The organism is Streptomyces smaragdinus (assembly GCF_009604385.1).
Classification (GTDB): Bacteria; Actinomycetota; Actinomycetes; order Streptomycetales; family Streptomycetaceae; genus Streptomyces; species Streptomyces smaragdinus.
Map to the genome: position 1 here is coordinate 33,355 of NZ_WEGJ01000025.1, position 25,300 is coordinate 58,654.

At 73.1% G+C, this 25,300-nt stretch carries 21 protein-coding genes; 11 read left to right on the forward strand and 10 right to left on the reverse strand.

Annotated elements, in window-relative coordinates:
• Genes SRB5_RS25045 through SRB5_RS25060 form a run of 4 tightly spaced genes read right to left on the reverse strand, consistent with a single transcriptional unit; the run spans position 1 to position 3,680 of the window.
• On the reverse strand, positions 1 to 381 hold the full coding sequence (locus SRB5_RS25045; protein WP_323378428.1) for a TadE/TadG family type IV pilus assembly protein: 381 nt from the start codon (positions 379 to 381) through the stop codon (positions 1 to 3).
• Positions 378 to 2,030: an AAA family ATPase gene (locus tag SRB5_RS25050; RefSeq protein WP_153455676.1), complete on the reverse strand. Its 1,653-nt coding sequence runs from the start codon at positions 2,028 to 2,030 to the stop codon at positions 378 to 380. The genes SRB5_RS25045 and SRB5_RS25050 overlap by 4 nt, the downstream gene beginning before the upstream one ends.
• Positions 2,031 to 2,075: 45 nt before the next feature.
• Positions 2,076 to 2,786: a Flp pilus assembly protein CpaB gene (gene cpaB / locus SRB5_RS25055; RefSeq protein ID WP_153455677.1), complete on the reverse strand. Its 711-nt coding sequence runs from the start codon at positions 2,784 to 2,786 to the stop codon at positions 2,076 to 2,078.
• Positions 2,787 to 2,825: 39 nt separating this feature from the next.
• Positions 2,826 to 3,680, reverse strand: a complete 855-nt coding sequence (locus SRB5_RS25060; protein ID WP_323378429.1) for a hypothetical protein — start codon at positions 3,678 to 3,680, stop codon at positions 2,826 to 2,828.
• Between the two features lie 251 nt (positions 3,681 to 3,931).
• Here SRB5_RS25060 and SRB5_RS25065 point away from each other — a divergent pair, with 251 nt between their 5' ends.
• Positions 3,932 to 5,659 (forward strand): chitinase, encoded by a 1,728-nt coding sequence (locus SRB5_RS25065; protein ID WP_407703966.1) that lies wholly within the window; start codon positions 3,932 to 3,934, stop codon positions 5,657 to 5,659.
• A gap of 161 nt (positions 5,660 to 5,820) precedes the next feature.
• Here SRB5_RS25065 and SRB5_RS25070 read toward each other — a convergent pair whose 3' ends face one another.
• Complete coding sequence (locus SRB5_RS25070) at positions 5,821 to 5,988, reverse strand: hypothetical protein (protein ID WP_153455679.1); 168 nt, start codon at positions 5,986 to 5,988, stop codon at positions 5,821 to 5,823.
• 83 nt (positions 5,989 to 6,071) lie between these two features.
• Between SRB5_RS25070 and SRB5_RS25075 the strand changes: the two genes are divergently transcribed.
• Positions 6,072 to 7,037, forward strand: a complete 966-nt coding sequence (locus SRB5_RS25075; RefSeq protein ID WP_153455680.1) for a GlxA family transcriptional regulator — start codon at positions 6,072 to 6,074, stop codon at positions 7,035 to 7,037.
• 5 nt (positions 7,038 to 7,042) lie between these two features.
• Here the strand turns inward: SRB5_RS25075 and SRB5_RS25080 are convergent, their stop codons facing one another.
• Genes SRB5_RS25080 through SRB5_RS25090 form a run of 3 tightly spaced genes read right to left on the reverse strand, consistent with a single transcriptional unit; the run spans position 7,043 to position 9,095 of the window.
• Positions 7,043 to 7,450 carry a RidA family protein gene (locus tag SRB5_RS25080; protein WP_153455681.1) on the reverse strand — a complete coding sequence of 136 codons (408 nt, stop codon included), beginning with the start codon at positions 7,448 to 7,450 and terminating at the stop codon, positions 7,043 to 7,045.
• Positions 7,447 to 8,196 carry an IclR family transcriptional regulator gene (locus tag SRB5_RS25085; protein ID WP_323378430.1) on the reverse strand — a complete coding sequence of 250 codons (750 nt, stop codon included), beginning with the start codon at positions 8,194 to 8,196 and terminating at the stop codon, positions 7,447 to 7,449. Before SRB5_RS25085 ends, SRB5_RS25080 begins: the two co-directional genes overlap by 4 nt.
• On the reverse strand, positions 8,193 to 9,095 hold the full coding sequence (locus SRB5_RS25090; RefSeq protein ID WP_153455682.1) for a sugar kinase: 903 nt from the start codon (positions 9,093 to 9,095) through the stop codon (positions 8,193 to 8,195). Before SRB5_RS25090 ends, SRB5_RS25085 begins: the two co-directional genes overlap by 4 nt.
• Before the next feature lie 112 nt (positions 9,096 to 9,207).
• Here SRB5_RS25090 and SRB5_RS25095 point away from each other — a divergent pair, with 112 nt between their 5' ends.
• The 7 genes from SRB5_RS25095 to SRB5_RS25125 all read left to right on the forward strand — a co-directional run bounded on the left by SRB5_RS25095 (position 9,208) and on the right by SRB5_RS25125 (position 18,615).
• Positions 9,208 to 10,461: an amino acid deaminase gene (locus SRB5_RS25095; protein ID WP_153455683.1), complete on the forward strand. Its 1,254-nt coding sequence runs from the start codon at positions 9,208 to 9,210 to the stop codon at positions 10,459 to 10,461.
• Positions 10,461 to 12,020: an N-acyl-D-amino-acid deacylase family protein gene (locus SRB5_RS25100; protein WP_153455684.1), complete on the forward strand. Its 1,560-nt coding sequence runs from the start codon at positions 10,461 to 10,463 to the stop codon at positions 12,018 to 12,020. Before SRB5_RS25095 ends, SRB5_RS25100 begins: the two co-directional genes overlap by 1 nt.
• 61 nt (positions 12,021 to 12,081) lie before the next feature.
• On the forward strand, positions 12,082 to 13,293 hold the full coding sequence (locus SRB5_RS25105; RefSeq protein ID WP_153455685.1) for a pyridoxal phosphate-dependent aminotransferase: 1,212 nt from the start codon (positions 12,082 to 12,084) through the stop codon (positions 13,291 to 13,293).
• Positions 13,294 to 13,484: 191 nt separating this feature from the next.
• On the forward strand, positions 13,485 to 14,555 hold the full coding sequence (locus SRB5_RS25110; RefSeq protein WP_153455732.1) for a hypothetical protein: 1,071 nt from the start codon (positions 13,485 to 13,487) through the stop codon (positions 14,553 to 14,555).
• Positions 14,556 to 14,760: 205 nt separating this feature from the next.
• Positions 14,761 to 16,326: a substrate-binding and VWA domain-containing protein gene (locus SRB5_RS25115; protein ID WP_323378431.1), complete on the forward strand. Its 1,566-nt coding sequence runs from the start codon at positions 14,761 to 14,763 to the stop codon at positions 16,324 to 16,326.
• Positions 16,313 to 16,546, forward strand: a complete 234-nt coding sequence (locus SRB5_RS25120) for a hypothetical protein (protein WP_153455686.1) — start codon at positions 16,313 to 16,315, stop codon at positions 16,544 to 16,546. Before SRB5_RS25115 ends, SRB5_RS25120 begins: the two co-directional genes overlap by 14 nt.
• Positions 16,547 to 16,584: 38 nt before the next feature.
• On the forward strand, positions 16,585 to 18,615 hold the full coding sequence (locus tag SRB5_RS25125; RefSeq protein ID WP_153455687.1) for a thioredoxin domain-containing protein: 2,031 nt from the start codon (positions 16,585 to 16,587) through the stop codon (positions 18,613 to 18,615).
• Between the two features lie 6 nt (positions 18,616 to 18,621).
• On the opposite strand, the gene trhA is transcribed toward SRB5_RS25125, so the two are convergent.
• The gene (trhA, locus tag SRB5_RS25130; RefSeq protein WP_153455688.1) at positions 18,622 to 19,314 is read right to left on the reverse strand and encodes a PAQR family membrane homeostasis protein TrhA; all 693 of its coding nucleotides are present in this window, start codon (positions 19,312 to 19,314) and stop codon (positions 18,622 to 18,624) included.
• Between the two features lie 301 nt (positions 19,315 to 19,615).
• Here trhA and SRB5_RS25135 point away from each other — a divergent pair, with 301 nt between their 5' ends.
• Together SRB5_RS25135 and SRB5_RS25140 are read left to right on the forward strand one after the other, a co-directional pair.
• Positions 19,616 to 21,448 (forward strand): phosphoenolpyruvate carboxykinase (GTP), encoded by a 1,833-nt coding sequence (locus tag SRB5_RS25135; protein WP_153455689.1) that lies wholly within the window; start codon positions 19,616 to 19,618, stop codon positions 21,446 to 21,448.
• 200 nt (positions 21,449 to 21,648) lie between these two features.
• Positions 21,649 to 24,945 carry a tetratricopeptide repeat protein gene (locus SRB5_RS25140; RefSeq protein WP_153455690.1) on the forward strand — a complete coding sequence of 1,099 codons (3,297 nt, stop codon included), beginning with the start codon at positions 21,649 to 21,651 and terminating at the stop codon, positions 24,943 to 24,945.
• Between the two features lie 106 nt (positions 24,946 to 25,051).
• Here the strand turns inward: SRB5_RS25140 and SRB5_RS25145 are convergent, their stop codons facing one another.
• The gene (locus SRB5_RS25145; protein WP_407703968.1) at positions 25,052 to 25,300 is read right to left on the reverse strand and encodes a hypothetical protein; all 249 of its coding nucleotides are present in this window, start codon (positions 25,298 to 25,300) and stop codon (positions 25,052 to 25,054) included.

The window sequence follows — 25,300 nt, forward strand, 5'->3', positions numbered from 1 at the left end:
TCACCCCTCGTCCCCGCGCGGCATCGTGGCGTCCCTCGTGACGGAGCCGAAGCCGATACCGGGGAAGAGGGACGGGATCTCCACGGTGACGGTCACATGGACCTGGTCGTCGCTCGTGGACGGCTCTATCTGCGCGCCGTCCGCGAGCCAGCCGCTCATCGCCGCGTGTCCGGCGGCGGACGGGCTGGACGGCGGGTCGTCCAGGGAGCCCATCCTGGCCGCGGCGCGGGCCGCGGTCCCCGCCTGGGAGGCCGCGTACGCCGCGATGCCGAGCTGGACGCCAGCCAGCGCGAGGATCAGGAGGATCGGCAGGAAGCCGATGAGTTCGATGCTGACGGAGCCGCGGTCCGTCTGACGCCGGGGACGGCGCACCCGGATCACCCGTTCTCCTCATCGGTGGCGCCCGCCTTCCCGGTCACGGTGAACGGGAAGTCGATTCCCCCGGGGAACAGCACGGGCACCTTCAGGTCGACGGTCGCCGTCGAAACGCCGTCCGTCTCGGACACCGCGACAGACGCCGTCCAGCCGTCGGGCAGTTGCTCGTTCGCCGCCGCTCCGGCGTCCTGGCCGAGGGCCGCCGCGCGTGCCGCCATATCGGCGGCGTTCCCCGCGAGGGTGTAGGTGTAACCGACCAGCACGAACTGCCAGACGAGCACCAGCACGAGGGCGATGAGGGGGATCATCCCCATGAACTCGACAGTGATCTGCCCGCTGTCGTCACGCCACCGCCTGCGGCCGTCGGGAGCGCCGGGCGGCAGCTCGGGTCGCGGGGGGACGACGGCCGGCCGGCCGAGCTGGGGGCGGGCCGGCTGGGTGAGGGCGGGGGCCTCCTGCGCGGGCGGGGCGGACGCCGGTTCGGGAGCGGACGTCAGCCCGAGCTCCCCGGCGGCCGTCCACAGGGCCTGGCGGATGCTCGATTTGGGGCCGAGGTCCTGCAGCCGGCCCGCGTCGACGAACGGCTGCAGTTCCTTGAACGCCGCCGGTACGACCGTCCGGTTCACCCGGGTCCCCGTCGCCCGCGCGATGATGGACGGCTGGATCTCCGTCCCCCTGGTGAAACGGTTGACCAGTACGGTCGTGTCCTCTGCCTTGCGGATCTGCAGCCGGTCCCACAGCCGCACCGCCCGCTTGGCGCCCCGGACGGCGATCACGTCGGGGGTGGCGACCAGCAGCGCCAGGTCGGCGAGTTCGACGGCGGCGGCGGACGCCGCGCCCAGCTGGCTGCCGCAGTCGACGACGACCAGCTCGTACCGGGCGCGCAGCGCGGCGATGGTCTGGCGCGCGACCCGGTCGTCGAGGTCCTCCCCGCGCTCCCCCTCGGCAGGGGCCAGCAGCAGTCCGAGGCCGGTGTGGTGGGTGAACACGGCATCGCCGATGACCCGGGGGGAGATGTCCTTGATCCCGGCGAGGTCGGCGATGGACCGGCGGAACTGCACGTCGAGGTACGACGCGATGTCACCGGACTGCAGATCCATGTCGACCAGCGCCACCGCCCGCCCCGCCGCCCGCGCCGCGAGCGCGAGCTGGACGGCCACGACCGTCGTCCCCACGCCGCCCTTCGCCCCGCTGACGGTGAGCAGCGTCCCGCCCGCACCACCGCCGTACCCCTCGGGTCCGGGCGCGGCGGCGCCCAGATGCCGCCGTACGCCGCCGGACCAGACCGCCGCCGCCTGGATGCGCGCCGCGAGTTCGTCGTACGTCAGGGGGAGGGCGGCGACGCCGCGGGCGCCGGCGTCCATGGCGGCGGAGTAGCCCTCGGGGCTGACGTCGGCGGTGAGCAGCACGACGCCTGCGGCGGGGAAGCGCAGGGCGAGTTCGCGTACGAGCTCCAGCGCGGGCACCGGACCGATCCGCTCGTGGACGAGCACCACCTCCGGCAGCTCGGCGACCGCCTGCCGGCCGAGGGTGTCCAGGAGGGTCACCGAGTCGCCGACGGGGGGCAGGGCGTCGGAGTCGGGGAGCTGGTGCAGCAGGGAGACGGTCGCCCGGGCGGCGTCGGGGTCTCCTATGACGGGCAGGATGCGGATCATCTGGATTCACCTCGCCGCACGGGACTCGGTCTGCGGTTCACGGCGTCACCCGTCCTCGTCCAGGGTGTACGTACGGTCCTCGGCGGTGACGCTGGTGGTCGTGCCGGGGGCGACGAGCGCGAGGCGGACGTGGGCGGCGAACGACTCGGCGTACGCGATGCGCTGGGCGTCCGCGGTGTTCAGGGCGAACGTGATGGGAACGGCGTCGCCCTCGTCGCGCCGGGGGTCGTCGTCGCCGGTGCGGCGGAAGGGCGCGAGCTCGCCGACGTCGATGACGGGGGCGTTGGCGACGATCAGGCGGGACACGGACTTCTCCGCGTCGCTGCGGCCCTGGAAGGTGGCGAAGACGTTCACCGTCGATCCGGGCCTGATCTTCCCCGCGACGCCCGTCGACGCGTCGATCATGATCGCGATCTCCTGCTGTCCCGGCTTCAGTTCGGGGCGGGCGGCGATCATGTCGGACTGCAGCAGGGAGCCCTTGCGCAGGGTCGTCGTGGCGACCTTGCCGGCCAGGTCGCCGAGGTCGGTGACGGCGGTGTCGGGCAGCCACCGCTCGGGTATCCGGGTGCGCTCGAACTGGGCGGCCTCCAGCGGCTCGTACGCCTTGACGTCCGCCTTCAGCTTGTACGCGGTGGTCTCGGAGCCGACCTTCGACTCGACGTCGTCGATCACCGCGAGGACGCCGGCGAAGGCGCCGAGGGCGGCGAGGACGGACAGCAGCACCAGGATGATGCCGCGGCGCTGGCGGGAGTTCATGGGCTCATCCTCATCGCGTGGGCTCGGCGGGGACAGGGATCACGGCAGCAGCCGCATCGGGGTCGGCGGCGACGGGGCCGGGATCCCCGGGGGGACGGGTGCGACGCACAGCACGCAGCGGTCGCCCAGGACCTCCAGTCCGCACCACGGGCAGCGCTCGCGGCGGACGGAGGCGACGAGCTGGTGCAGGACGCCGGGGTCGAAGATGCCGGCCGCGAACTCCACCACCCTGGACGTCGCCCACCAGGCGGCGGACGGTCCGGGCAGCGGCACCTCCAGCACGGCCCGCACGCGCCAGGCGGGCGCGAGGACGCGCTCGGGCCAGTCGCCGGCGAGCTGGCCGCGGGCGACGACCAGGGTGGTCGCGAAGTCGGGGCCGGCGGGCGGCCTGTCGGCCTTCGCCGCCTCCTCGCGGGGGGCGGCGAGGACGGCGTGCTGGGCGCCGGGGAGCCGGGACTTGAGGTGCCGGCCGAGGGCGACGGGCACCCGGTCCAGCTTGGACAGGCTGCCGAGGAGGCCGCCGGCGTAGACGTAGTGCGTGAGCAGCCGGGCGGCGGAGGCGGCGATGCCGGGGCCGGGCTGCGGGCCGTAGGCGGGGTCGGTGAGCTGGGTGAGCTGACGGGCCAGGACGGCCACGGCGAGCGGCGGCAGGGGCAGCGGGACCAGCGCGATCCGGTCACTCTCCAGCACCGAACGCACCGTGTGCAGCCGCCGTACGACGGCCGCGGGCGCCGCCTGCGGATAGACGACGAGGAGGAACCCGTGGTGCTCCAGGATCGCGGAGGTCCGCGCGAGGGCGTCCTCGAGGCTCTGCTCCCGGGGGGACTGCAGGACCAGCACCGGGGTTTCGGGAAGGACCAGGTCGGGGCTGGTCACGGCGATTGCTAAGGGCACGCGCGGCTCCCGTCCGGTCGAAGTCGTCAGTCGGTGGTCACGGATCGTCAACTCGTGCGCACTACAGGTGGAGCCTATCCGCGGATCCCCGCGCGGACACCGGGTTCCCCGGAATCTTCGCGGCTGACCTGCGGTAAATCGCGGGGCAGGCGGAACGCGTCTCGTTCACACCCCTTGACATGCCCATTGGCCTAGACCAGATTGGTCTGGACCTTATATCTGCTCCGTTCACCCCCGCTCCGGAGGCAGTTGTGCTACCGATCACCCACAGATCACCCAAGTCACGCAGAGGCATCAGAATCGGGCTCGCGGCCGCCGTCTCGGCCGCCCTCGGCGTCGCCGGGCTGAGCGCCCTCACCGGCACCGCGCAGGCCGCCGAGAACCTGGTGTCCAACCCGGGCTTCGAGTCCGGTATGTCGGGCTGGACCTGTTCCGGTGCCAGCGGCACCACGGTCTCCAGCCCCGTCCACGGCGGCACCTCGGCCCTGAAGGCCACGCCCGCCGGCCTGGACAACGCGAAGTGCTCGCAGACGGTCGCCGTCCAGCCGAACTCCGCGTACGAGCTGAGCGCGTACGTCCAGGGCAGCTACGTCTACCTGGGCGCCAGCGGCACCGGTACGATCGACGTGTCGACCTGGGCGCCGAACGCCGCGTCGTACAGCCAGCTCAAGGTGAGCTTCACGACCGGCGCGAACACCACGTCCGTGACGATCTACACCCACGGCTGGTACGGCACCCCCGCCTACAACGTCGACGACGTGAACCTCACCGGCCCCGGCGGCACTCCGCCCGAGCCCCCGCAGCTCCCGGCCGCGCCCACCGGGCTGAAGGCCGGCTCCGTCACGCAGACGTCCGCCACGCTCAACTGGAACACCGTGAGCGGCGCGACGGGCTACAACCTCTATCGCGGCGCCACCAAGGTGCAGTCGGTCTCCGGCACCTCCGCCACGGACACCGGTCTGACGGCGGACACCTCGTACTCGTACACCGTCACCGCCACGAACGCGGCCGGCGAGTCCCCCAAGTCGGCCGCCGTCACGGTGACGACCGCCAAGCAGGACGACGGCGGCGGTACGCCTCCGGGCGGCGGGCCGGTGCCGAAGCACGCGCTGACGGGCTACTGGCAGAACTTCAACAACGGCGCCCAGGTGCAGACCATCGCCCAGGTGCCGAGCCAGTACGACATCATCGCCGTGTCGTTCGCGGACGCCACGACCACGCCCGGCGCGATCACGTTCAACCTGGACTCCGCGGGGCTGAACGGCTACACCGTCGCGCAGTTCAAGGCGGACATCGCCGCGAAGAAGGCGGCCGGCAAGGCGGTCATCCTGTCGGTGGGCGGTGAGAAGGGCACGATCTCGGTGAACAGCGCCGCGTCGGCCACGAACTTCGCCAACTCCGCGTACGCGCTGATGCAGGAGTACGGCTTCCAGGGCGTCGACATCGACCTGGAGAACGGGCTGAACCCGACGTACATGACGCAGGCGCTGCGCGCGCTGGCGTCGAAGGCGGGCGCGAACTTCGTCCTGACGATGGCCCCGCAGACGATCGACATGCAGTCGACGGGCGGCGGCTACTTCCAGACGGCGCTCAACGTCAAGGACATCCTGACGGTCGTCAACATGCAGTACTACAACAGCGGCGCGATGCTCGGCTGCGACGGCAAGGTGTACTCGCAGGGCTCGGTGGACTTCCTCACCGCGCTGGCCTGCATCCAGCTCGAGGGCGGCCTGGCCCCGTCGCAGGTCGGGATCGGCGTGCCGGCCTCGACGCGCGGCGCGGGCAGCGGCTACGTGTCGCCGTCCATCGTCAACAACGCGCTGGACTGCCTGACGGCCGGTACCAACTGCGGCACGTTCAAGCCGGCGAAGACGTACCCCGGGCTGCGGGGCGCGATGACCTGGTCCACCAACTGGGACGCCACGGCGGGCAACGCCTGGTCGAACGCGGTGGGTCCGAAGGTCCACTCGCTGCCGTAACCGCACCATGACCGGCGCCGCCGTCCCCCGGCGCCGCAGGACCGGTGCCGCCACTTCGCCTCCGGCGGCACCGGTCCACCGCTTCCTTCGCGGGACGCAGACCCCCATGAGAGAGCTGCCCCCCGGACCGTCGTCCCGGGGGGCAGCTCTCTGTGCGCGGCTCATGCGGCGAGGGTGTGCGCCTTCCGCAGCCGCGCGCGGCGGGCGGCCTCGACGGCACGGCGGTACGTACGGGCCTCGGCCCAGCGGCCGACCACGGCGGGGACGGCGAACAGGGCGACGACGGCGGCGATGGACAGGGCGTCTGCGGCGATGTCGAAGAAGTTCATGTCCTCTATGGTCCGCGATCCTTGCGCGGACAACGAGTGGCAGGACTGCCGCGAAGGAGCGGATTCCTGCCACACTGGGCGGCATGCTGAAAAATATCGCGTGCGTCCTCGTCAACGGCGTCAACGCCTTCGAACTCGGCGTCGTGTGCGAGGTGTTCGGCCTCGACCGCACCGACGCGGGGCTGCCCGCCTACGACTTCGCGGTGGTCGCCGCCGAGGGATCGCCGGTACGGGTGAACCCGGGGCTGTCCGTCGACACCCCGTACGGCATCGAACGGCTCGCCGCCGCCGACCTCATCGCGCTGCCCGCCGGGGACAGCTTCCATCTGCGGGAGTTCCCCGAGGAGCTGCTGCAGGCGCTGCGGGACGCCGTCGGGAGGGGTGCGCGGATCCTCACCATCTGCTCCGGCGCCTTCCTCGCGGGCGCCGCCGGGCTGCTGGACGGCCGCCGCTGCACCACGCACTGGCGCTACACCGGCCTGCTCGCCGAAGCGGTGCCCCGCGCGCTGATCGAGCCGGACGTGCTGTACGTGGCGGACGGTCCCGTCATCACCTCCGCCGGGACGGCGGCGGGAATCGACGCCTGTCTGGCGCTGGTGCGCGAGGAGCAGGGGACGAAGGTCGCCAACGGAATCGCGCGGCGGATGGTCGTTCCGCCGCACCGGGAGGGCGGGCAGACCCAGTTCATCGAGTCACCGGTGATCCCGCCCTGCCGCGACGACGTGATCGGGGACGCGCTGCGGCGGATGCAGGCGGAGATCGACCGGGAGCATCCGGTGGAGCGGCTGGCGGCGCGGGCGCATCTGGCGCCGCGGACGTTCGCCCGGCGGTTCCAGCAGGAGACCGGGACGACGCCGCTGCAGTGGCTGCTGGGCCAGCGGGTGCTGCTGGCCCAGCAGCTGCTGGAGGAGTCCGATCTGACGGTGGACGCGATCGCGGCCCGTACGGGCTTCGGGAACGCGGCGGCGCTCAGGCAGCAGTTCGTCCGCCGGGTGGGGACCACGCCCAACGCGTACCGCCGGACGTTCCAGGGAACGCCGGCGGTCTGAAAACGTCAGCCCAGGACGGCGAGGGCGTCGATCTCCACGAGGAGGCCGGCGGGCAGGCCGACGTAGACGGTGGTGCGGGCGGCGGGAACGGCCTTCAGATCGGCGAAGTACTCGTTGTAGATCTCGTTGAACTCCGCGAAGTGCCCCGTGTCCGTGAGATACACACGCACCATCACCGCGTCCTCCCACGACGAGCCGCCCTCCTCCAGGACCGCCTTGACGTTGGCGAGGGTCTGCAGGGTCTGCTCGCGGAGGGTCGGGCCGACCGGGGTGGGGGCCTTCCCCTCCTCGGCGGGCAGGAAACCGACCTGACCGGCGACCTGGAGGATGTTGCCCTTGCGCACGCCGTGCGAGAACTTCGCGGGCGGGGCGGTGTGGGTCGAGGGAGTGATCGCGGTCTTCTCGTTGCTCATGCGGGGATTCTTCCTGAATAGTCGTTGCTGATCGAGTCGGCGGCGGCGCGCAGCAGCGGCAGCAGCTCGCGCAGCCCGTCCGCGTCGATGACGACGGACGGCGCGGACAGCGAGCAGGCGGCGACCGTACGTCCGTCGGCGCCGCGGATGGGGGCGGCGACGCAGTTGATGGACTCCTCGTGGCCGCCGAAGTCGGTGGCCCACCCCTGCTCGCGGACCTGCGCCAGCTCGACGAGGAGCTGCGCGGGGCCGGTGATGGACCGGGGGGTGTACGCGGGGTAGTCGAGCCGTTCGGCGAGGGAGCGCCGTTCGGGCTCGGGGAGGTCGGCGAGCAGCAGTTTGGCGACGGCGGCCACGGTGACGGGGACGGGTTTGCCGATACGGCTGTACATCCGTACCGGATAGCGGCTCTCGACCTTGTCGATGTACAGCACGGTGTCGTCCTCGCGGACGGCGAGATGCACCGTGTGCCCGCACGCCTCGTTCAGCCGCACGAGATGGGGGTGGGCGATCTCCCGTACGTCCAGGCCCTCGGCGGCCTGCGCGGCGAGGGTGAACAGGCGGGCGCCGAGTCGGTAGCGGCCGTCCTGCTGGCGGTAGACCATGCCGTGTTCGTGGAGGGTGCGCAGCAGGCGCAGGGCGGTCGACTTGTGCACGCCCAGCGCGGTGGCGACCGGCTCGAGGCCGGCGGGGCCCTCGGCGAGCAGGGGGAGGATGGCCAGCGCGCGGCCGACGGACTGGCTCACGCGGGCACCCCCGGCGGCGGGGCCAGGTCGGCGGCGGTGGCGAGGACCCGGGCGGCGTAGTCGTGACCCCGGCGCAGGGCGTCGGCGGCGGGGCGGCCGGTGAGGGTCGCGTCGAGGTAGCCGGCGGCGAACGCGTCCCCGGCGCCCACGTACGCGACGACGTCCACCTCGTGGGCGGCGACATGGGTGACGCCGCGCGCGGTGAGCGCCGTCGCCCCGTCGGCGCCCTGCTTGACGACCACCGTGGCGGGACCGGGGAGGGCGGCGCGGATGTCCTCGGGGCGGGCGGTGCCCCACAGGGCGGCGGCCTCGTCGGCGCCGACGAACACCAGGTCGGCGCCCCGCGCCAGCTCCGCCAGGACGGGGCCGGCCTCCTCCGCGGGCCACAGGGCGGGGCGGTGGTTGACGTCGAAGGAGACCAGGGGGCGGCCGGGGCGGCGGACGGTGAGCTCGCGGGCGAGGGCGAGGCAGGTCGGGGAGAGGGCGGGGGTGATCCCGGTGAGGTGCAGGACGCGGGACGGGGGAAGCTCGGCGCCGGGGGCCAGGGCGGAGGCAGCGGAGCCGCGGCGGTAGTAGGCGACCTCGGCGGGGGCGCCTTCCGCGTGGGCCCGTTCGGCGGCGGTACGGAAGTACACCCCCGTCGGGCGGTCGGGGTCGCGTACGACGTACGAGACGTCCACGCCGTACGCGGCGACGGCGTCCCGTACGAAGTCACCGAAACCGTCGCCCCCCAGCCGGCTCACCCACGCCGTCCGGTGCCCGGCGGCGGCCAGCGCGCAGGCCACGTTCGACTCGGCGCCCCCCAGCCCCCGGGTGAACCCCGCGACGCCGCTGAGGGGGCCGTCGTCGGTGGGGGCGAAGGCGGCCATCGTTTCGCCGAGGCACACCGCGTCGTACATCGTCGCTCCCGCCTCGTGATTGACCTGTCGTATCGCGGGATGTTAGACAGCATTTCGCGATAGACGCAACGCGCATTGCACCCTGTGCAACGCGAGCGAGCCGGGAGGGCGCATGCCGCAGCAGGCCGACGAGGTCATCGACCACCGCTTCAAGGGCCTGCCGCCGGACGCGGAGGGGCTGACCGTCGGGGAACTCGCCGCCGAGCGCCGTTCGCTGTTCACCGGAGGCTTCACGACCCCGGTGCTCACCCTGTCCGCCGGCGCGCTGGAGCACAACCTCCGCGCACTGGCCGCCTTCTGCACCGCGCACGGGCTGGCCTTCGCGCCCCACGGCAAAACGTCCATGGCCCCGCAGCTCTTCCACCGCCAGCTCGAGCACGGCGCCTGGGGCATCACCGTCGCCGTCCCGCACCAGCTGCGGGTGGCGTACGCGCACGGCGTCAAGCGGATCTTCCTGGCGAACGAGCTGGTCGACGCGGCGGCCCTGCGCTGGCTGAGCGCCCGCCTCGCGGCCGACCCCGGCCTGCGGGTGATCTGCTACGCCGACTCCGTCGAGGGCGTCCGCCTGATGGACGCCGCCCTCGCGGGCGCCCCCCGCCCGCTGGACGTCGTCGTCGAGCTCGGCGGCGGCCCCGGCGCCCGTACCGGCGCCCGCACGGAGGACACCTGCCGCGCGGTGGCGGACGCCGTCGCCGCCTCGGCGGTGCTGCGGCTGGCGGGGGTCGCCGGCTACGAGGCGGAGGTCCCCACCGGCGACGAGGCGGGCGTACGGGCGTGGCTGACGCGGCTGCTCGCGCTGGCGGAGGAGTTCGACGAGGGGGGCCGCTTCGACGGCCTGGACGAGATCGTGGTGAGCGCGGGGGGCAGCGCCTGGTTCGACGCGGTGGCGGACGCCTTCGCCGGGCTGCCGGAGCTGTCGCGGCCGGTGCTGAAGCTGCTGCGGTCCGGGGCGTACGTCAGCCACGACGACGTGCACTACCGCCGCATCACCCCGTTCAACCGCATCCCCGCGGAGGGCAGCCTGGAGCCGGCGTTCCGGATCTGGACGCAGGTCGTCTCGCGCCCCGAGCCCGGGCAGGCGTTCGTCAACGCCGGCAAGCGGGACATGGCGTACGACCTGGACCTCCCGGTCCCGCTGACGGTCCGCGCGGCGGACGGGACGGTGCGCGAGGCGGCCGGGATCACCGTGCGCAAGCTGTCCGACCAGCACGCCTGGCTGGACGTGGCGGACGGTACGGAGCTGCGCGTCGGCGAGTGGGTGTCCCTCGGGATGTCGCACCCGTGCACGATCTTCGAGAAGTGGCCGCTGATCCCCCAGGTCGACGCCGACGGCACGGTCACCGACTACATCCGGACGTACTTCTGATGTCCCTCGTGATCCGGGGCGCCACCCTCGTCGACGGCACCGGCGCCCCCGCCCGCCGCGCCGACGTCGAGATCCGCGGCGGCCGGATCACGGCGGTCGCCGACCGGCTCACCGGCGCCCGCGAGCTGGACGCGACGGGCCTCGTGCTGGCCCCCGGGTTCATCGACATGCACGCCCACAGCGACCTCGCCGTACTGCGCGACCCCGCGCACACCGCGAAGGCCGCGCAGGGCGTCACGCTGGAGGTCCTGGGCCAGGACGGCCTGTCGTACGCCCCCGTCGACGACCGCACCCTGGCCGAGGTCCGCAGCCAGATCGCCGGCTGGAACGGCGACGGGGCGGACGTCGACTTCGACTGGCGCACCGTCGGCGGCTACCTCGACCGCCTCGACCGCCAGGGCCTCGCCCTGAACGCCGCCTACCTCGTCCCCCAGGGCAGCGTGCGGATGCTCGCCGTCGGCTGGGACGACCGCCCGGCGACGGACGCCGAGCTGGCGCGGATGAAGGACCTCGTCGCACAGGGCCTCGCGGAGGGCGCCGTCGGGATGTCGTCGGGGCTGACGTACACGCCCGGGATGTACGCCCCGACGGCCGAGCTCGCCGAGCTGTGCCGGGTCGTGGCCGCGTACGACGGCTACTACTGCCCCCACCACCGCTCGTACGGGGCGGGCGCCCTCGAGGCGTACGCCGAGATGATCGCCCTCGCCCGCGACGCGGGCTGCGCCCTGCACCTGGCGCACGCCACGATGAACTTCGGCGTCAACGAGGGCCGCGCCGGCGAGCTGCTCACCCTCCTGGACGACGCCCTCGCCACCGGCGTGGACGTCACCCTCGACACGTACCCCTACCTCGCCGGCTCCACGACCCTCGCCGCGCTGCTGCCGAGCTGGGCGACGGAGGGCGGCCCGGCGGCGACGCTGGCGCGGCTGCGGGACCCGGGGGCGGTGGAGCGGATCCGCGAGGCGGTGGAGGTCGACGGGTCGGACGGGTCGCACGGCGTGCCCATGGACTGGTCGACGATCGAGATCGCCGGCACCGCCGCCCCCGCCCTCGCCGGCTGGACGGGCCGCCGGGTGCCGGACTTCGAGGCGTTCCGCCGGCTGCTGCTGGACGACGCCCTGGCCACGACGATCCTCCAGCACGTGGGGCACGAGGAGAACGTCCGCGCGATCATGCGCCACCGCGGCCACACCGGCGGCAGCGACGGCATCCTGCACGGCGCGAAGCCGCACCCCCGGGCGTACGGCACTTTCCCGCACTACCTCGGCCACTACGTGCGCGACCTGGGCGTCCTCACCCTGGAGGACTGCGTCCACCACCTCACGGCCCGCCCCGCCGCCCGCCTGCGCCTGCCGGACCGCGGCCTGGTCCGCGAGGGCTACCGCGCCGACCTGGTGCTCTTCGACCCGGGGACGGTCGCCGCGGGCGCCACGTACGACGATCCCCGCCGGCTCCCGACGGGCATCCCGCACGTACTGGTCGACGGCGAGTTCGTGATCCGCGACGGCGTGCGCACCAGCGCCCTGCCGGGCCGGGCGGTGCGGCGTACGGGCACGTGACCTGCCCCTCACTATGGATTATCCGGAGGCGACCGCCCATAGCTGCCCGTAAGGTGACGTCATGCCACAGGTGATCCAGTCAACCAAGCTCGCGAACGTCTGCTACGAGATCCGGGGTCCGGTTCTCGAGGAGGCCACGCGGCTGGAGGCAGCAGGTCACCGCATCCTCAAGCTGAACATCGGCAACCCCGCGCCGTTCGGCTTCGAGTGCCCCCCGGAGATCCTCGAGGACTTCCTGCGGGCCGCCGGCGACGCGCACGGCTACGGCGACTCCAAGGGCATCCTGCCCGCGCGCCGGGCGGTGATGCAGCACTACCAGACCAAGGGTCTGCAGCTGGACGTCGACGACATCTACCTCGGCAACGGCGTCTCCGAGCTGATCCAGATGTCGATGCAGGCGCTGCTCAACGACGGCGACGAGGTCCTCGTCCCCGCCCCGGACTACCCGCTGTGGACGGCGTCCGTCTCGCTGGCCGGCGGTACGGCGGTGCACTACCGCTGCGACGAGGGCGCCGACTGGATGCCGGACCTCGCGGACCTGGAGCGGAAGATCACGGACCGCACCAAGGCGCTCGTGATCATCAACCCGAACAACCCGACCGGCGCCGTCTACACCAACGAGATGCTGCTGGCCCTCACGGACATCGCCCGCCGGCACAATCTGGTGGTCTGCTCCGACGAGATCTACGACAAGATCCTCTACGACGACGCCACCCACACCCCGACCGGCGTGATCGCCCCCGACCTGCTGGTCCTCACGTTCAACGGACTGTCGAAGGCGTACCGCATCGCCGGCTACCGGGCGGGCTGGATGGCGCTGTCGGGCCCCAAGGACCACGCCCGCTCGTACATCGAGGGCCTGACGATCCTCGCGAACATGCGCCTGTGCGCGAACGTCCCCGCCCAGCACGTGGTCGCCACGGCCCTGGGCGGCCGCCAGTCCATCAAGGACCTGGTCCTCCCCGGCGGCCGGCTGGTCGCCCAGCGCGACGCGGCGTACGAGGCCCTGCAGGCGATCCCGGGCGTCAGCGTGGTGAAGCCGAAGGGCGCGCTGTACATGTTCCCGCGCCTGGACCCGAAGGTCTACAAGATCAAGGACGACGCCCGCATGGTCCTCGACCTGCTGCGCAGCGAGAAGATCATGATCGTCCAGGGCACGGGCTTCAACTGGCCGGACCACGACCACTTCCGCATCGTCACGCTCCCCCACAAGGACGACCTGACGGACGCGATCACGCGGATCGGGACGTTCCTGGAGACGTACAAGCAGTAACCCTCGAGCCGGCCGGACCCACCCTCCGCACGGAAACGGGCGGCCGCGGGTGGGCAACTCCCCGCGCCGAAGGCGCGGGCGGCCGGCGGAGCCGAAAGCGACACGACTGCGACATCGAAGCAACCGACCGTTCACCCACGAACCCGGGGAATGACGAGTTCCGGGAGCACCCTGCTCCCGTGAAACGCATCCTGGGCATAGTCCTCGCGGTGCTGCTGACAGCCGGCGTGGCAGCCGCCGTCATCGCAGGCCGCGACAGCAAGGACACCGGCACGGCAACGACGACCGTGCGCGGAGTGATCGGGTCGGAGAAGGCCGAGTTCTTCGAGGACCCCGACGTGGTGAAGGCGCTGGCCGCCAAGGGCCTCACCGTACGCGTGGAGACCGCGGGTTCGTGGGACATGCGCGACCTCCCGCTGGACGAGTACGACTTCGCGTTCCCCTCCAGCGCCGCCCCCGCCGACGAGCTCCGCCACTGGACGAAGATCCGCGGCGGTCCCGTACGGCCCTTCTACTCCCCCCTCGTCGTCGTGGCCCACACGTCCGCCGCCGAGATCCTGGCCCGCAACGGACTGGCCACCCTCGGCGGCGACAGACACACCACCGGCACGCTGAAGATGGACGCCTATCTGCGCGCCGCCGAGAAGGACACGACCTGGCAGCAGCTCAAGGGCGTCGAGGGCCATCAGGAGCTCTCCGGCACGCTGTTCGTCACCAGCACCGACCCGCTCAGCTCCAACTCGGGTGCCCTCTATCTCGCCGCCGCCTCGTACGTCGCCAACGGCGACACGGTCGTCGCCGACCCGGCGGGTATCAGAAGGACGCAGGGTCTGCTGCGCAAGCTGGTCCAGGTGCAGGGCGCCCAGCAGTCGAGCTCCGACGGCCCGTTCCGCGACTTCACCAGCGGCGTCGGCAACCCCCTCGTCCTCGTGTACGAGCAGCAGGTCGCCTCGCTCCTCCTCGCGAAAACGGACCCCGGTGAACTGACGGTCCTCTACCCGGACACCACGGTCTCCAGCGACCACACCCTCGTCCCCGTCACCGAGGGCGGCCGCGAGCTCGGCGAAGCGCTGCGCACCGACGCCCGACTGCGCGAGCTCGCCGTCAGGCACGGCTTCCGCCCGGCGGGCGCGGCGCCCGAGTTCACCGCGGCGACCGCCCCGTACGCCGACTACCTCAACCAGAAGCTCACCGGCGTCCGCCAGGCGCCCGTACCCACGGCCGACGTGCTGAACGAGATGGCCGAACGGGCCCGCGGGTGACCGGCTCGCAGGGGGAGACGCACACCGTGACCGAGAACGAATACGCCCCGCCCGTCCCCGCCGGGAAGGCGTCGGGGCCGGTGCCGCTGGACGCCCGACGCGATCGACACCTGCCGGGCGCAGGCCACCGAATGACGGACAGGCTTCACGCGGCGAGCGCCCGTCCGGCGCGCAGCCGCGGGGCGCTGGAAGGGGGCGGACTGCCGTGAGGCTCAGACTGATCGCCGTACTGCTGGCGTGCGCGGCGCTCGGCGCGTGCACGGGCGGGGGCGACGAAGAGGACCGCGCTGTCACCGGCGGCACCGTCCGCATCCTCGCGTCCAGTGAGCTCGCCGACATGGAGCCCGTGCTGGCGGCCGCCCGCGAGGCGACGGGCATCACCGTCGAGGCCACCTACAGCGGCACCCTCGACGCGGTGGAGACCGTCGCGGAGGGGAAGGCGGACGGCCGTTACGACGCGGTGTGGCTCGCGTCCGGCGGGCAGCTGCGGCTGCGTCCGGACGTCGCGCGCAAGGTGGTGTCGCAGACCCCCGTGATGGCGTCCCCCGTCGCGTTCGGCGTGAGCGCGGAGGCTGCCGCCCGCCTCGGGTGGACGGACCCCGAGCACACCAGCTGGGCGCAGATCCAGCGGGCGGTCGCGGACGGGAAGCTCACGTACGGGATGACCGATCCGCTGCGCTCCAACTCCGGCTACTCCGCGCTGATCGCCGTGGCCTCCGCCCTCTCGCACGCCCAGTCGGCGCTCACCGACGCGGACGTCCAGCGGGCGACGCCCGGACTGACGGAGTTCTTCGCCGGGCAGTCGCTCACCTCCGGGTCGTCCGGCTGGCTGGCGGACGCCTATCTGCACCAGGGCACGGCGGAGGCCCTGATCAACTACGAGTCGGTGCTGCTTACCCTCAACCGCGACCGCCACACCGACTTCACCGTCATCCGTCCGAGCGACGGCGTCGTCACCGCCGACTACCCCCTGGCCGCGCTCACCTCCGCCCCGCCGGACGTCCGCGACCGGGTCCGCGCCCTCACCCGCTACCTCCTCGGCGAGGACGCCCAGCGCCTGATCACCGAACGCACCCTGCGCCGCCCGGTGACGGCGTCCGTCGACCCCGCGGAACCGCTGCCCCCCGGCAAGCGCCGCGAGCTGCCCTACCCCGGCTCGCGGTCGGTGTCCGACGCACTGCTCGCCTCGTACGAGCACAAGCTCCGCCGCCCCGCCCGCACCGTGTACGTGCTCGACACCTCGGGCTCGATGAAGGGCGACCGGCTGCGCGACCTGAAGGCGGCGCTGACGGAGCTCACCGGCGGCGGACGGCGGTTCCGGGACCGGGAGGAGGTCACGCTGATGCCGTTCGGCTCGGCGGTGAAGTCCACGCGTACCCACACCGTGCGTCCGGGCGCGCCGGACGCCGCGCTCGAGGCCATCCGGGCGGACGTCGATGCGCTGGCCGCCGAGGGGGACACCGCGATCTTCTCCAGCCTCGAGGCGGCGTACGGGTATCTGGCGGAGGCGGCGGACGACACCCCGTATCTGACGACGATCGTGCTGATGACCGACGGCGAGAACACCGCGGGAAGCAGCGCGGAGGGCTTCCGCGGCTTCTACGAGGCCCTTCCCCGCGAGCGGCGGGCCACACCGGTCTTCCCGATCGTCTTCGGCGACTCCGACCGCTCGCAGCTCGCCGGGATCGCGGAACTCACCGGCGGACGGCTGTTCGACGCGACCGAGGGTCCGCTCGACGCGGCGTTCGAGGAGATACGTGGCTATCAGTGAGGGTGTCACGGCGCTCAAGTCGTACGTGGCGTCCCTGACCCCGGCGGCCGTCCCGCGCGAGGAGGACGGCCGCCGTGCCTTCGAGGAGGTCGCGCGGGCCGCGGAGGCCGCCGCGCGGGCGGCCGTGTTCGTACGGGACGACGACGGCCTGGGCCGCCGGCGGCGGTGGTGCTCCCTGGGGACCTGTGCGGCGCGGGAGACGGCGGGGTGTCCCGTGTGAGATTCGCCCGCGTGCCGTGGATCGGCGAGGATGCGGGGATGGCGAACCGTCTGACGACAGCGACCTCCCCGTACCTGCTGCAGCACGCCGACGATCCGGTGGACTGGTGGGAGTGGAGCCCGGCGGCCTTCGACGAGGCGCGGCGGCTCGACAAGCCCGTCATGCTGAGCGTCGGTTACTCCAGCTGCCACTGGTGCCACGTCCTGCAGCGCGAGTCCTTCCGCGATCCGGCGACGGCCGATGAGCTGAACGCCGGGTTCGTGTCGGTGAAGGTCGACCGCGAGGAGCGGCCCGACGTCGACGCCGTGTACATGGAGGCCGTGCAGGCGGCGACCGGGCAGGGCGGCTGGCCGATGACGGTGTTCATGACGCCGGACGGGGAGCCGTTCTACTTCGGCACGTACTTCCCGCCCTCCCCCCGGCAGGGGATGCCGTCCTTCCGCCAGGTGATCGCGGGCGTACGGCAGGCGTGGTCGGGGCGGCGGGAGCAGGTCGGGGAGATGGCCTCGCGGATCACCCGGGATCTGGCGGACCGGTCGCTGGCCGTCGGCGGCGGGGCGGGCGTCCCCCAGGAGCGGGATCTGCACGCCGCGCTGCTGGCGCTCACGCGGGAGTTCGACGCGGTACGGGGCGGGTTCGGCGGGGCGCCGAAGTTCCCGCCGTCGATGGTGCTGGAGTTCCTGCTGCGCCATCACGCCCGTACGGGGTCGGAGGGGGCACTGCAGATGGTGCAGGCCACCTGCGAGGCGATGGCCCGGGGCGGGATCTACGACCAGCTGGGCGGCGGGTTCGCGCGGTATTCGGTGGACGCGTCGTGGGTGGTCCCGCACTTCGAGAAGATGCTCTACGACAATGCCCTTTTGTGCCGGGTGTACGCCCATCTCTGGCGGGCCACCGGTTCGGAGATGGCGCGGCGGGTGGCCCTGGAGACCGCCGACTTCATGGTGCGCGAGCTGCGGACGGCGGAGGGCGGGCTGGCGTCCGCCCTCGACGCGGACAGCGACCGGGCGGACGGTTCGCACGCGGAGGGCGCGTTCTACGTGTGGACTCCGGCGGAGCTCCGTTCGGTGCTCGGGGCGGACGACGCGGAGCTCGCGATGCGGCACTACGGGGTGACGGCGGAGGGCACGTTCGAGGAGGGTGCGTCCGTCCTGCAGCTGCCCGACACCGCCCCGGCGGACGGCGACCGGATCGCCTCCGTCCGGCGCCGGCTGTTCGAGGCGCGGGAGGAGCGGCCGCGCCCCCACCGGGACGACAAGGTGGTCGCCGCCTGGAACGGGCTGGCGATCGCGGCGCTGGCGGAGACGGGCGCGTACTTCGGGCGGCCGGATCTGGTCGCGGCGGCGGTGGACGCGGCGGATCTGCTCGTACGGGTCCACATGCGCGCGGAGGACGGCCGCCTGTGCCGTACCTCGCGCGACGGGGCGGCCGGTGACAACGCCGGGGTGCTGGAGGACTACGCCGATGTGGCGGAGGGCTTCCTGGCGCTGACCGCCGTCACGGGCGAGGGAGTGTGGCTGGAGTTCGCGGGCCTGCTGCTGGACACCGTCCTGCGCCACTTCCGCGCCCCCGACGGCTCCCTGTACGACACGGCGGACGACGCCGAGCGTCTGATCAGCCGCCCCCAGGACCCCACGGACAACGCCGCCCCCTCGGGCTGGACGGCGGCTGCGGCGGCCCTCCTGTCGTACGCGGCATACACGGGCTCCGCGCCCCACCGCGAGGCGGCGGAGGCGGCGCTGGGGGTGGTGAAGGCGCTGGCGGAGAAGGCGCCCCGGTTCATCGGCTGGGGTCTGGCCGCGGCGGAGGCCTCCCTCGACGGCCCGCGCGAGGTGGCGGTCGTCGGCCCGGCGGGCGATCCGGCGACGGCGACCCTGCACCGTACGGCCCTGCTGGCCACGGCTCCCGGCGCGGTGGTGGCGGTCGGCGCCCCGGGCGCCGGCGAGGGGGTCCCCCTCCTCGAGGACCGCCCCCTGCTGGACGGCGCCCCGGCGGCGTACGTGTGCCGGGGGTTCGTCTGCGCGCTGCCGACGGCGGATCCCGCGGTGCTGGCGGAGCAGCTGGGCTGAGGCCCGTTACGCGTGCTGGTACGCGACCAGCGAGATCCCCACGTAATGCACCACGAACGCCGCCAGCGTGAAGCTGTGGAACACCTCGTGGAAGCCGAACCAGCGCGGCGACGGGTTGGGGCGCTTGAAGCCGTAGATGACCGCGCCCGCGCTGTAGAGGAGGCCGCCGACGATCACCAGGACCAGGACCGCGATGCCGCCCTGGCGCATGAAGTCGGGGAGGAAGAAGACCGCCGCCCAGCCCATCGCGATGTAGCACGGGGTGTAGAGCCAGCGCGGGGCGCCGACCCAGAAGACCCGGAACGCAATACCCGCGAGCGCCGCCGCCCAGATGAACCACAGCAGCGTGTCCCGCCGGCCGCCGTGCAGCAGCAGGATCGTGAACGGCGTGTACGTACCGGCGATGATCAGGAAGATGTTCGCGTGGTCGAGGCGGCGCAGCACGCCGTTCACCCGGGGTGACCAGTTGCCGCGGTGGTAGAGCGCGCTCACCCCGAACAGCAGACAGGCCGTGAGCGTGTAGACGGCGCACGCGATACGTCCGCGCGGGCTCTCCGCAAGCGCGGTCAGCAGCACGCCCGAGCACAGGGCGGCCGGGAACATGCCGGCGTGGAGCCAGCCGCGCAGCTTGGGCTTGAGCGGCAGGGTCGGTTCGGCGGGGGCGGCAGGCGCCTCGGGCGGGGTGGCACTCACCCGCATCACTCTACCTACGGAACCGTAGGTTACGGGAGGCGTCCGCCGGTGGTCCTGCACACACTACGCCGCACCACGCCGTCCGCGGGGCGTCTCGTGGCACTCCTCACGTCTCATGGGGTGGACAGTTCGTCTGAGCTAGCCCATTATCAAATGAGCGCACGGTCGGCACCGGGTGAGCTCAGATGAGCGGCAGCCGGGTCGCGGCCCCCAAGGGGCGGCAGCCTTGAAAAGCGGTTACACCTAGACGGACACCACAAGCACCACGTACCCGCCCATAACCCTCAACATGGAGCATCACGGACTCATGACGCCCCTCACGTCCACCCCTTCTTCCGTCACCGACGCCCCGACGAAGCACGCCGGACTGATCTCCTGGGTCCAGGAGATCGCCGAGCTCACCCAGCCCGACCGGATCGTGTGGTGCGACGGTTCCGAGGCCGAGTACGAGCGCCTGGCCGAGGAGCTCGTCGCGAAGGGGACGTTCAAGAAGCTCGACCCCGTCAAGCGCCCCGGCTCGTACTACGCCGCCTCCGACCCGTCCGACGTGGCGCGCGTCGAGAGCCGCACCTTCATCTGCTCGGAGCAGGAGGAGGACGCCGGCCCGACGAACAACTGGATGGCGCCGGCGGAGATGCGCGAGATCTTCTCCGGCGACAAGGGCGTGTTCCGCGGCTCCATGCGCGGCCGCACCATGTACGTCGTGCCCTTCTGCATGGGCCCCCTCGGCTCCCCGCTGTCCGCGCTGGGCGTCGAGATCACCGACTCGGCGTACGTCGCGGCCTCGATGCGCATCATGACCCGCATGGGGCAGCCCGTCCTGGACGAGCTCGGCGACGACGGCTTCTTCGTCAAGGCGGTGCACAGCGTCGGCGCCCCGCTGGCCGAGGGCCAGAAGGACGTCTCCTGGCCGTGCAACGAGACCAAGTACATCTCCCACTTCCCCGAGTCCCGCGAGATCTGGTCGTACGGCTCCGGCTACGGCGGCAACGCCCTGCTCGGCAAGAAGTGCTACGCCCTGCGCATCGCCTCCGTGATGGCCCGCGACGAGGGCTGGCTGGCCGAGCACATGCTGATCCTCAAGCTGACCCCGCCGCAGGGCGAGCCGAAGTACGTGACCGCCGCGTTCCCGTCCGCCTGCGGCAAGACGAACCTCGCGATGCTGCAGCCGACGATCCCCGGCTGGACCGTCGAGACGATCGGCGACGACATCGCCTGGATGCGCTTCGGCGAGGACGGCCGGCTGTACGCGATCAACCCGGAGGCCGGGTTCTTCGGCGTCGCCCCCGGCACCGGCGAGGACACCAACGCCAACGCGATGAAGACCCTCTGGGGCAACACCGTCTTCACCAACGTGGCGCTCACCGACGACGGCGACGTGTGGTGGGAGGGCATGACCGAGGAGCCGCCCGCGCACCTCACCGACTGGAAGGGCAACGACTGGACGCCGGAGTCCTCGACCCCGGCCGCCCACCCCAACTCGCGGTTCGCGGTGCCGGCCGCGCAGTGCCCGACGATCGCGCCGGAGTGGGAGGACCCCAAGGGTGTGCCGATCTCGGCGATCCTCTTCGGTGGCCGGCGCGCCTCGGCCGTACCGCTGGTGACGGAGTCCCTGTCCTGGCAGCACGGCGTGTTCCTGGGTGCCAACGTGGCCTCCGAGAAGACCGCCGCCGCCGAGGGCAAGGTCGGTGAGCTGCGCCGCGACCCGTTCGCGATGCTGCCGTTCTGCGGCTACAACATGGGCGACTACATGGCCCACTGGATCAAGACTGGCGCGGACGCCGACCAGGCGAAGCTGCCGAAGATCTACTACGTGAACTGGTTCCGCAAGGACGACGCGGGCCGCTTCGTGTGGCCGGGCTTCGGCGAGAACAGCCGGGTGCTGAAGTGGATCGTCGACCGTCTGAACGGTGACGCCGAGGGCGTGCAGACGCCGATCGGTGTGCTGCCGGCGAAGAACGAGCTGGACACCGAGGGTCTGGAGCTGTCCGAGGCCGATCTGGACGTGCTGCTGTCCGTCGACCCGGAGGTGTGGCGCGAGGAGGCGGCGCTGATCCCCGAGCACTTCAACACGTTCGGCGACCACACGCCCGCGGCGCTGTGGGACGAGTACCGGGCGCTGGTGCGGCGCCTGGGCTGACCCCACGGCTCATCGACCGGCCCCTGTCCCGGTGCGCGCACTCGCGCCGGGCGGGGGCTTCGCCGTACCCGAGCCGTATCCGCGCGCCGTTCCCGCACTACCCGCGTGCGCCCCGAGTTGTCCACAGGGGGATGCGAGACAGCTTGTCAGGCGGAAGACTTGATGCCGCAAGAGCGAGATCGGCTCAAGGGGGAATGCGCATGCCGGGCACGGACGGGTCGGCACGGACGGATCAGCTGCGGGAGGAACACCGCGCGCAGGCCGAGCAGTTGCTCGAGCGTGCCGTGGACGAAGAGGTACGCAGATCGGGGGGCCGGACCGACAGGGCCGTGCTGCTGGGCAGGGCCCGGGCGGCGCTCGACGACATCGCGCGGGGCGCGGCGGAGGAGTACGGGGCGTATGTGCGCGCCCTGGAGGAGGCCGGCGCCGGCCGGCGGACGCTGGGCGAGCGGTTCAGCGGGGAGGCGCTGGGGCCGGCGGCGGCGGGCGTGATCGTGTCGGCCGGGGTGGCGCTGGTGGTCGCGGCGGACGCGGGCTCGCGGGCCGCGCTGTGGACGGGTGTGGCGACGGCTCTGGCCGGGGCGGTGGCGGTGCTGCTGCAGCGGCTGACGGTGCACTGGTGGTCGGGGGCCAGCCGGTCGGGGGCCAGCGGGCAGCCCGGGGGGCCGGAGCAGCTGCGGCTGCAGTGGCTGACGGCGCTGGAGCTGCGGGGGGTGCGGCCGTACGTGGACCAGCAGCGGATGCTGGCGGCGACCCGGCCCGGGCGCTCCGGGACCGGCGGCGGGATTCCCGCGCCGGCCAAGGGCGGTGCGGGCGGGGACCAGGAGGTGCGGCTGCGCGGCGGGGATCGCAGTCAGGCGGCCAAGCGGCGGGCGGTGCTGGAGCAGTCGTGGCGTCAGCTGCCGGACACCCGGGGGCCGTTCGCGGGGCGGCGGGCGGAGCTGGGGCGGATCGCGCAGTGGGTGCATCACGCGCGGGCGTCCGCGGAGACCAAGCCGACGGTGGTGGTGCTGCACGGCCCGCCCGGCTCGGGGCGGACGACGCTCGCGGTGCGGGCGGCGCAGGATCTGCGCGACCAGTTCCGGGGCGCGTGCGTGGTGGATCTGCGGGGGCACGCCCTGGGTGAGACGCCCACGCCGACGCGGGACGCGCTGCTGCATCTGCTGAACCGGCTGGGCGCGCCGCGCGAGCAGCTGCTGTTCCGGGAGCGGCCCGCCCAGGACGTGCAGCTGCGCCGGCTGGGCGAGCTGTACCACCAGCATCTGACGGACATCCCGGTGATCGTCGTGCTGGACAACGCCACGGACGCGGAGCAGGTGCGCGCGCTGATCCCGGAGCGGTCGGAGTCCCTCGTGCTGGTGACGGCGCAGGAGCCGATCGGGCTGCCGGAGCGGCTCGACGCCCGGGTGTATCAGCTGCCGGTGGGCGCGCTGGAGACGTCGGGGGCGGAGGAGCTGCTGCGGGAGGTCGCGCAGGAGAAGGACGACGGTCCGTACGACGCGCAGTCCGCCGACGACGTCATCCGGCTGTGCGGGGCGCTGCCGCTGGCGCTGCGTGTCGCCGGCTCGTCGCTGGGGCCCCGCAGCATGGGCGCGCTGGCCGCGGACCTCGACGCGTACGGGCCGGTGGAGCCGGTGGAGCGGGCGCTGTGGCTGCGCTACGCCGACCAGCCCGAGCCCGGGCGGCGGCTGCTGCGGCGGCTGTCCCTGGCCGGCCGGACGAGCCTGGGCGCGGCGGCCGGCGCGGCGCTGCTGGGCACGGCGGAGGAGGAGGCGGGAGCGCAGCTGACGGCGCTGGCGCGGGCGGGCCTCATCGAGCACGTACGCGGCTCGCGCTACCGGCTGCACGACTCGGTGCGGCGCTTCGCGCAGGCGCGGCTGCTGGACGAGGAGGACCCGGCGGAGCGGACGGCGGCGCAGGAGCGGCTGATCCGCAGCTACGCGGAGCTGGCGGACTCGGTGATCCGCCTGGTCGACGGCAAGACGTCCACGCGGGCGGACCAGTTCGGGCAGCACGGGTTCGTGTCGCTGGACGCGGCGCTGCGCTGGCTGGACGACGAGACGAGCTTCATCACGGCGGCGCTGCGGCACGCGGAGGCCCCGCAGCAGGCCGACCAGGGCGCGGTGCTGCATCTGCTGGGCGCGCTCGCCGACTACTGCCTGCTGCGCGGCGACCTGTACCGGCTGGGTGAGCTGAACGAGCTGACGAAGGCCGCCGACCAGGGTCTGCTGGCGCGGTCGGTGCAGTGGCGCACGGGTGTGGCGGCGCGCCAGCTCGGTGAGCTGGACAAGTCGCGGACCACGCTGTCGTCGGTCGTCGATCTGTACCGGGAGGCCAGGCACGAGGCGGGAGCGGCGCGGGCGCTGCGGGACCTGGGGATCACGCTGCAGCAGCAGGGCAATCTGCCCGAGGCCCGGGCGCGGCTGCGGGAGGCGCTGGAGATGCAGCGGGACGACGAGCTGCGCGGGGACCGGGCGTGGACGCTGCACGCGCTGGCGGCCGTGGAGCGGGACCGGGCGGATCTGCCGGAGGCGCTGCGGCTGCTCACCGAGTCGCTGGGGCTGCACCGGGAGAGCGAGAGCGTGCACGGGGAGGCGTGGGCGCACTTCCAGCTGGGCCAGGTGCGGCTGCGGATGGGCGACGTCGGCGCCGCGCGCGAGGAGCTGGAGCTGGCGCTGGAGGGCTACCGGCGCACCCGGGACCCGCGCGGTGAGGCGTGGGCGCTGACCCAGCTGGCCCGGGCCCGGCTGGTGGGCGGCGATCCGGCGGCGGCCGTGGAGGGCCTGCGGTCGGCGCTGGCCCGGCACCGGGACAACGAGGACGCGCGCGGGGAGGCCTGGACGCTGTACTACCTGGGGCAGGCGCGCGAGGAGCGGGACGACTACGAGGGGGCGGTGCGGGCGCTGGAGCGGGCCCGGACGATGTTCAGCCGGATGCGGGACGTGTACGGGCTGGCCTGCGCCCGGCATCACTCGGCGCGGGTGACGCGGGACATGCGGGCGGAGCAGACGGGGTCGCTGCGCAACTCCGGTTTCGCGCGCCAGCTGCTGGACGACGCGCGCAAGGACTTCCAGCGGATCGGGGTGCCGCACGGGGAGGCGTGGTCGGCGCTGGAGCTGGCGGTGATCGACGCGGGCAACGGGCGCACGGCGCAGGCGCTGGGCCTGGCCGACCAGGCGGCGGCGCTGTTCTCGGGGTACGGCGACCGGCGGGGCGGGGCGTGGGCGCGGTTCCTGCGCTGCACGCTGCTGCCGTTCGCGTCGCCCGGCGGGTCGGAGGTCGGCAGCGCGGTGGCGCAGCAGGAGCTGGCGGAGCTGGCCGCGGAGTTCCCGTCGGGCGGCTCGGCCGGGGACGGGGCGCTGGAGGACTATGCCGAAACGTTCGCCCTGCTGCTGGAGCGCGGCGTGGAGCCGGAGACGGGCTGGCAGGCATGGCGCCTGGGCATGGTGCCCAAGCGCCGGTCCCGGGAGGTGATGGGGTCGGCCGTCCCGGCGTAGCGGGCCGAGGGCGCGCCGTCCGGCGGGATCTGCTCAGCCCGCACCGGCCGGACCGCCCTGCCGCACCGGCGCCCGGTTCGCGACCTCGCCCGCAGGCGGGCCGGCGTCAGTCCCGCCGGCCCGCGTCGGAGGACGCCGACGCGCCGCCGCGCGCCGCCGCCTCCTCGTCCGCGATCTCCTGCCGCTCCTCGAAGTCGACGCGCTTCATGTGCTTGTTCATGCTCTTCAGCAGCTGCCACACCGCGATCGCGAGCACCGCGAAGACGACGAAGCCCAGCAGGCCGGGAGTGACCTTGTCCTCGTCGAGCTCCATGGCCAGGGGAAGGAGCTCGACGGCAGCCAGATAACTGTTCAC

Excerpts from the sequence above, each read along its gene's own strand:
- SRB5_RS25050 (WP_153455676.1), bottom strand. The coding sequence starts at position 2,030 with ATGATCCGCATCCTGCCCGTCATAGGAGACCCCGACGCCGCCCGGGCG.
- cpaB (WP_153455677.1), bottom strand. The coding sequence starts at position 2,786 with ATGAACTCCCGCCAGCGCCGCGGCATCATCCTGGTGCTGCTGTCCGTC.
- SRB5_RS25070 (WP_153455679.1), bottom strand. The coding sequence starts at position 5,988 with ATGAACTTCTTCGACATCGCCGCAGACGCCCTGTCCATCGCCGCCGTC.
- SRB5_RS25075 (WP_153455680.1), top strand. The coding sequence starts at position 6,072 with ATGCTGAAAAATATCGCGTGCGTCCTCGTCAACGGCGTCAACGCCTTC.
- SRB5_RS25080 (WP_153455681.1), bottom strand. The coding sequence starts at position 7,450 with ATGAGCAACGAGAAGACCGCGATCACTCCCTCGACCCACACCGCCCCG.
- SRB5_RS25090 (WP_153455682.1), bottom strand. The coding sequence starts at position 9,095 with ATGTACGACGCGGTGTGCCTCGGCGAAACGATGGCCGCCTTCGCCCCC.
- SRB5_RS25095 (WP_153455683.1), top strand. The coding sequence starts at position 9,208 with ATGCCGCAGCAGGCCGACGAGGTCATCGACCACCGCTTCAAGGGCCTG.
- SRB5_RS25100 (WP_153455684.1), top strand. The coding sequence starts at position 10,461 with ATGTCCCTCGTGATCCGGGGCGCCACCCTCGTCGACGGCACCGGCGCC.
- SRB5_RS25105 (WP_153455685.1), top strand. The coding sequence starts at position 12,082 with ATGCCACAGGTGATCCAGTCAACCAAGCTCGCGAACGTCTGCTACGAG.
- SRB5_RS25125 (WP_153455687.1), top strand. The coding sequence starts at position 16,585 with ATGGCGAACCGTCTGACGACAGCGACCTCCCCGTACCTGCTGCAGCAC.
- trhA (WP_153455688.1), bottom strand. The coding sequence starts at position 19,314 with ATGCGGGTGAGTGCCACCCCGCCCGAGGCGCCTGCCGCCCCCGCCGAA.
- SRB5_RS25135 (WP_153455689.1), top strand. The coding sequence starts at position 19,616 with ATGACGCCCCTCACGTCCACCCCTTCTTCCGTCACCGACGCCCCGACG.
- SRB5_RS25140 (WP_153455690.1), top strand. The coding sequence starts at position 21,649 with ATGCCGGGCACGGACGGGTCGGCACGGACGGATCAGCTGCGGGAGGAA.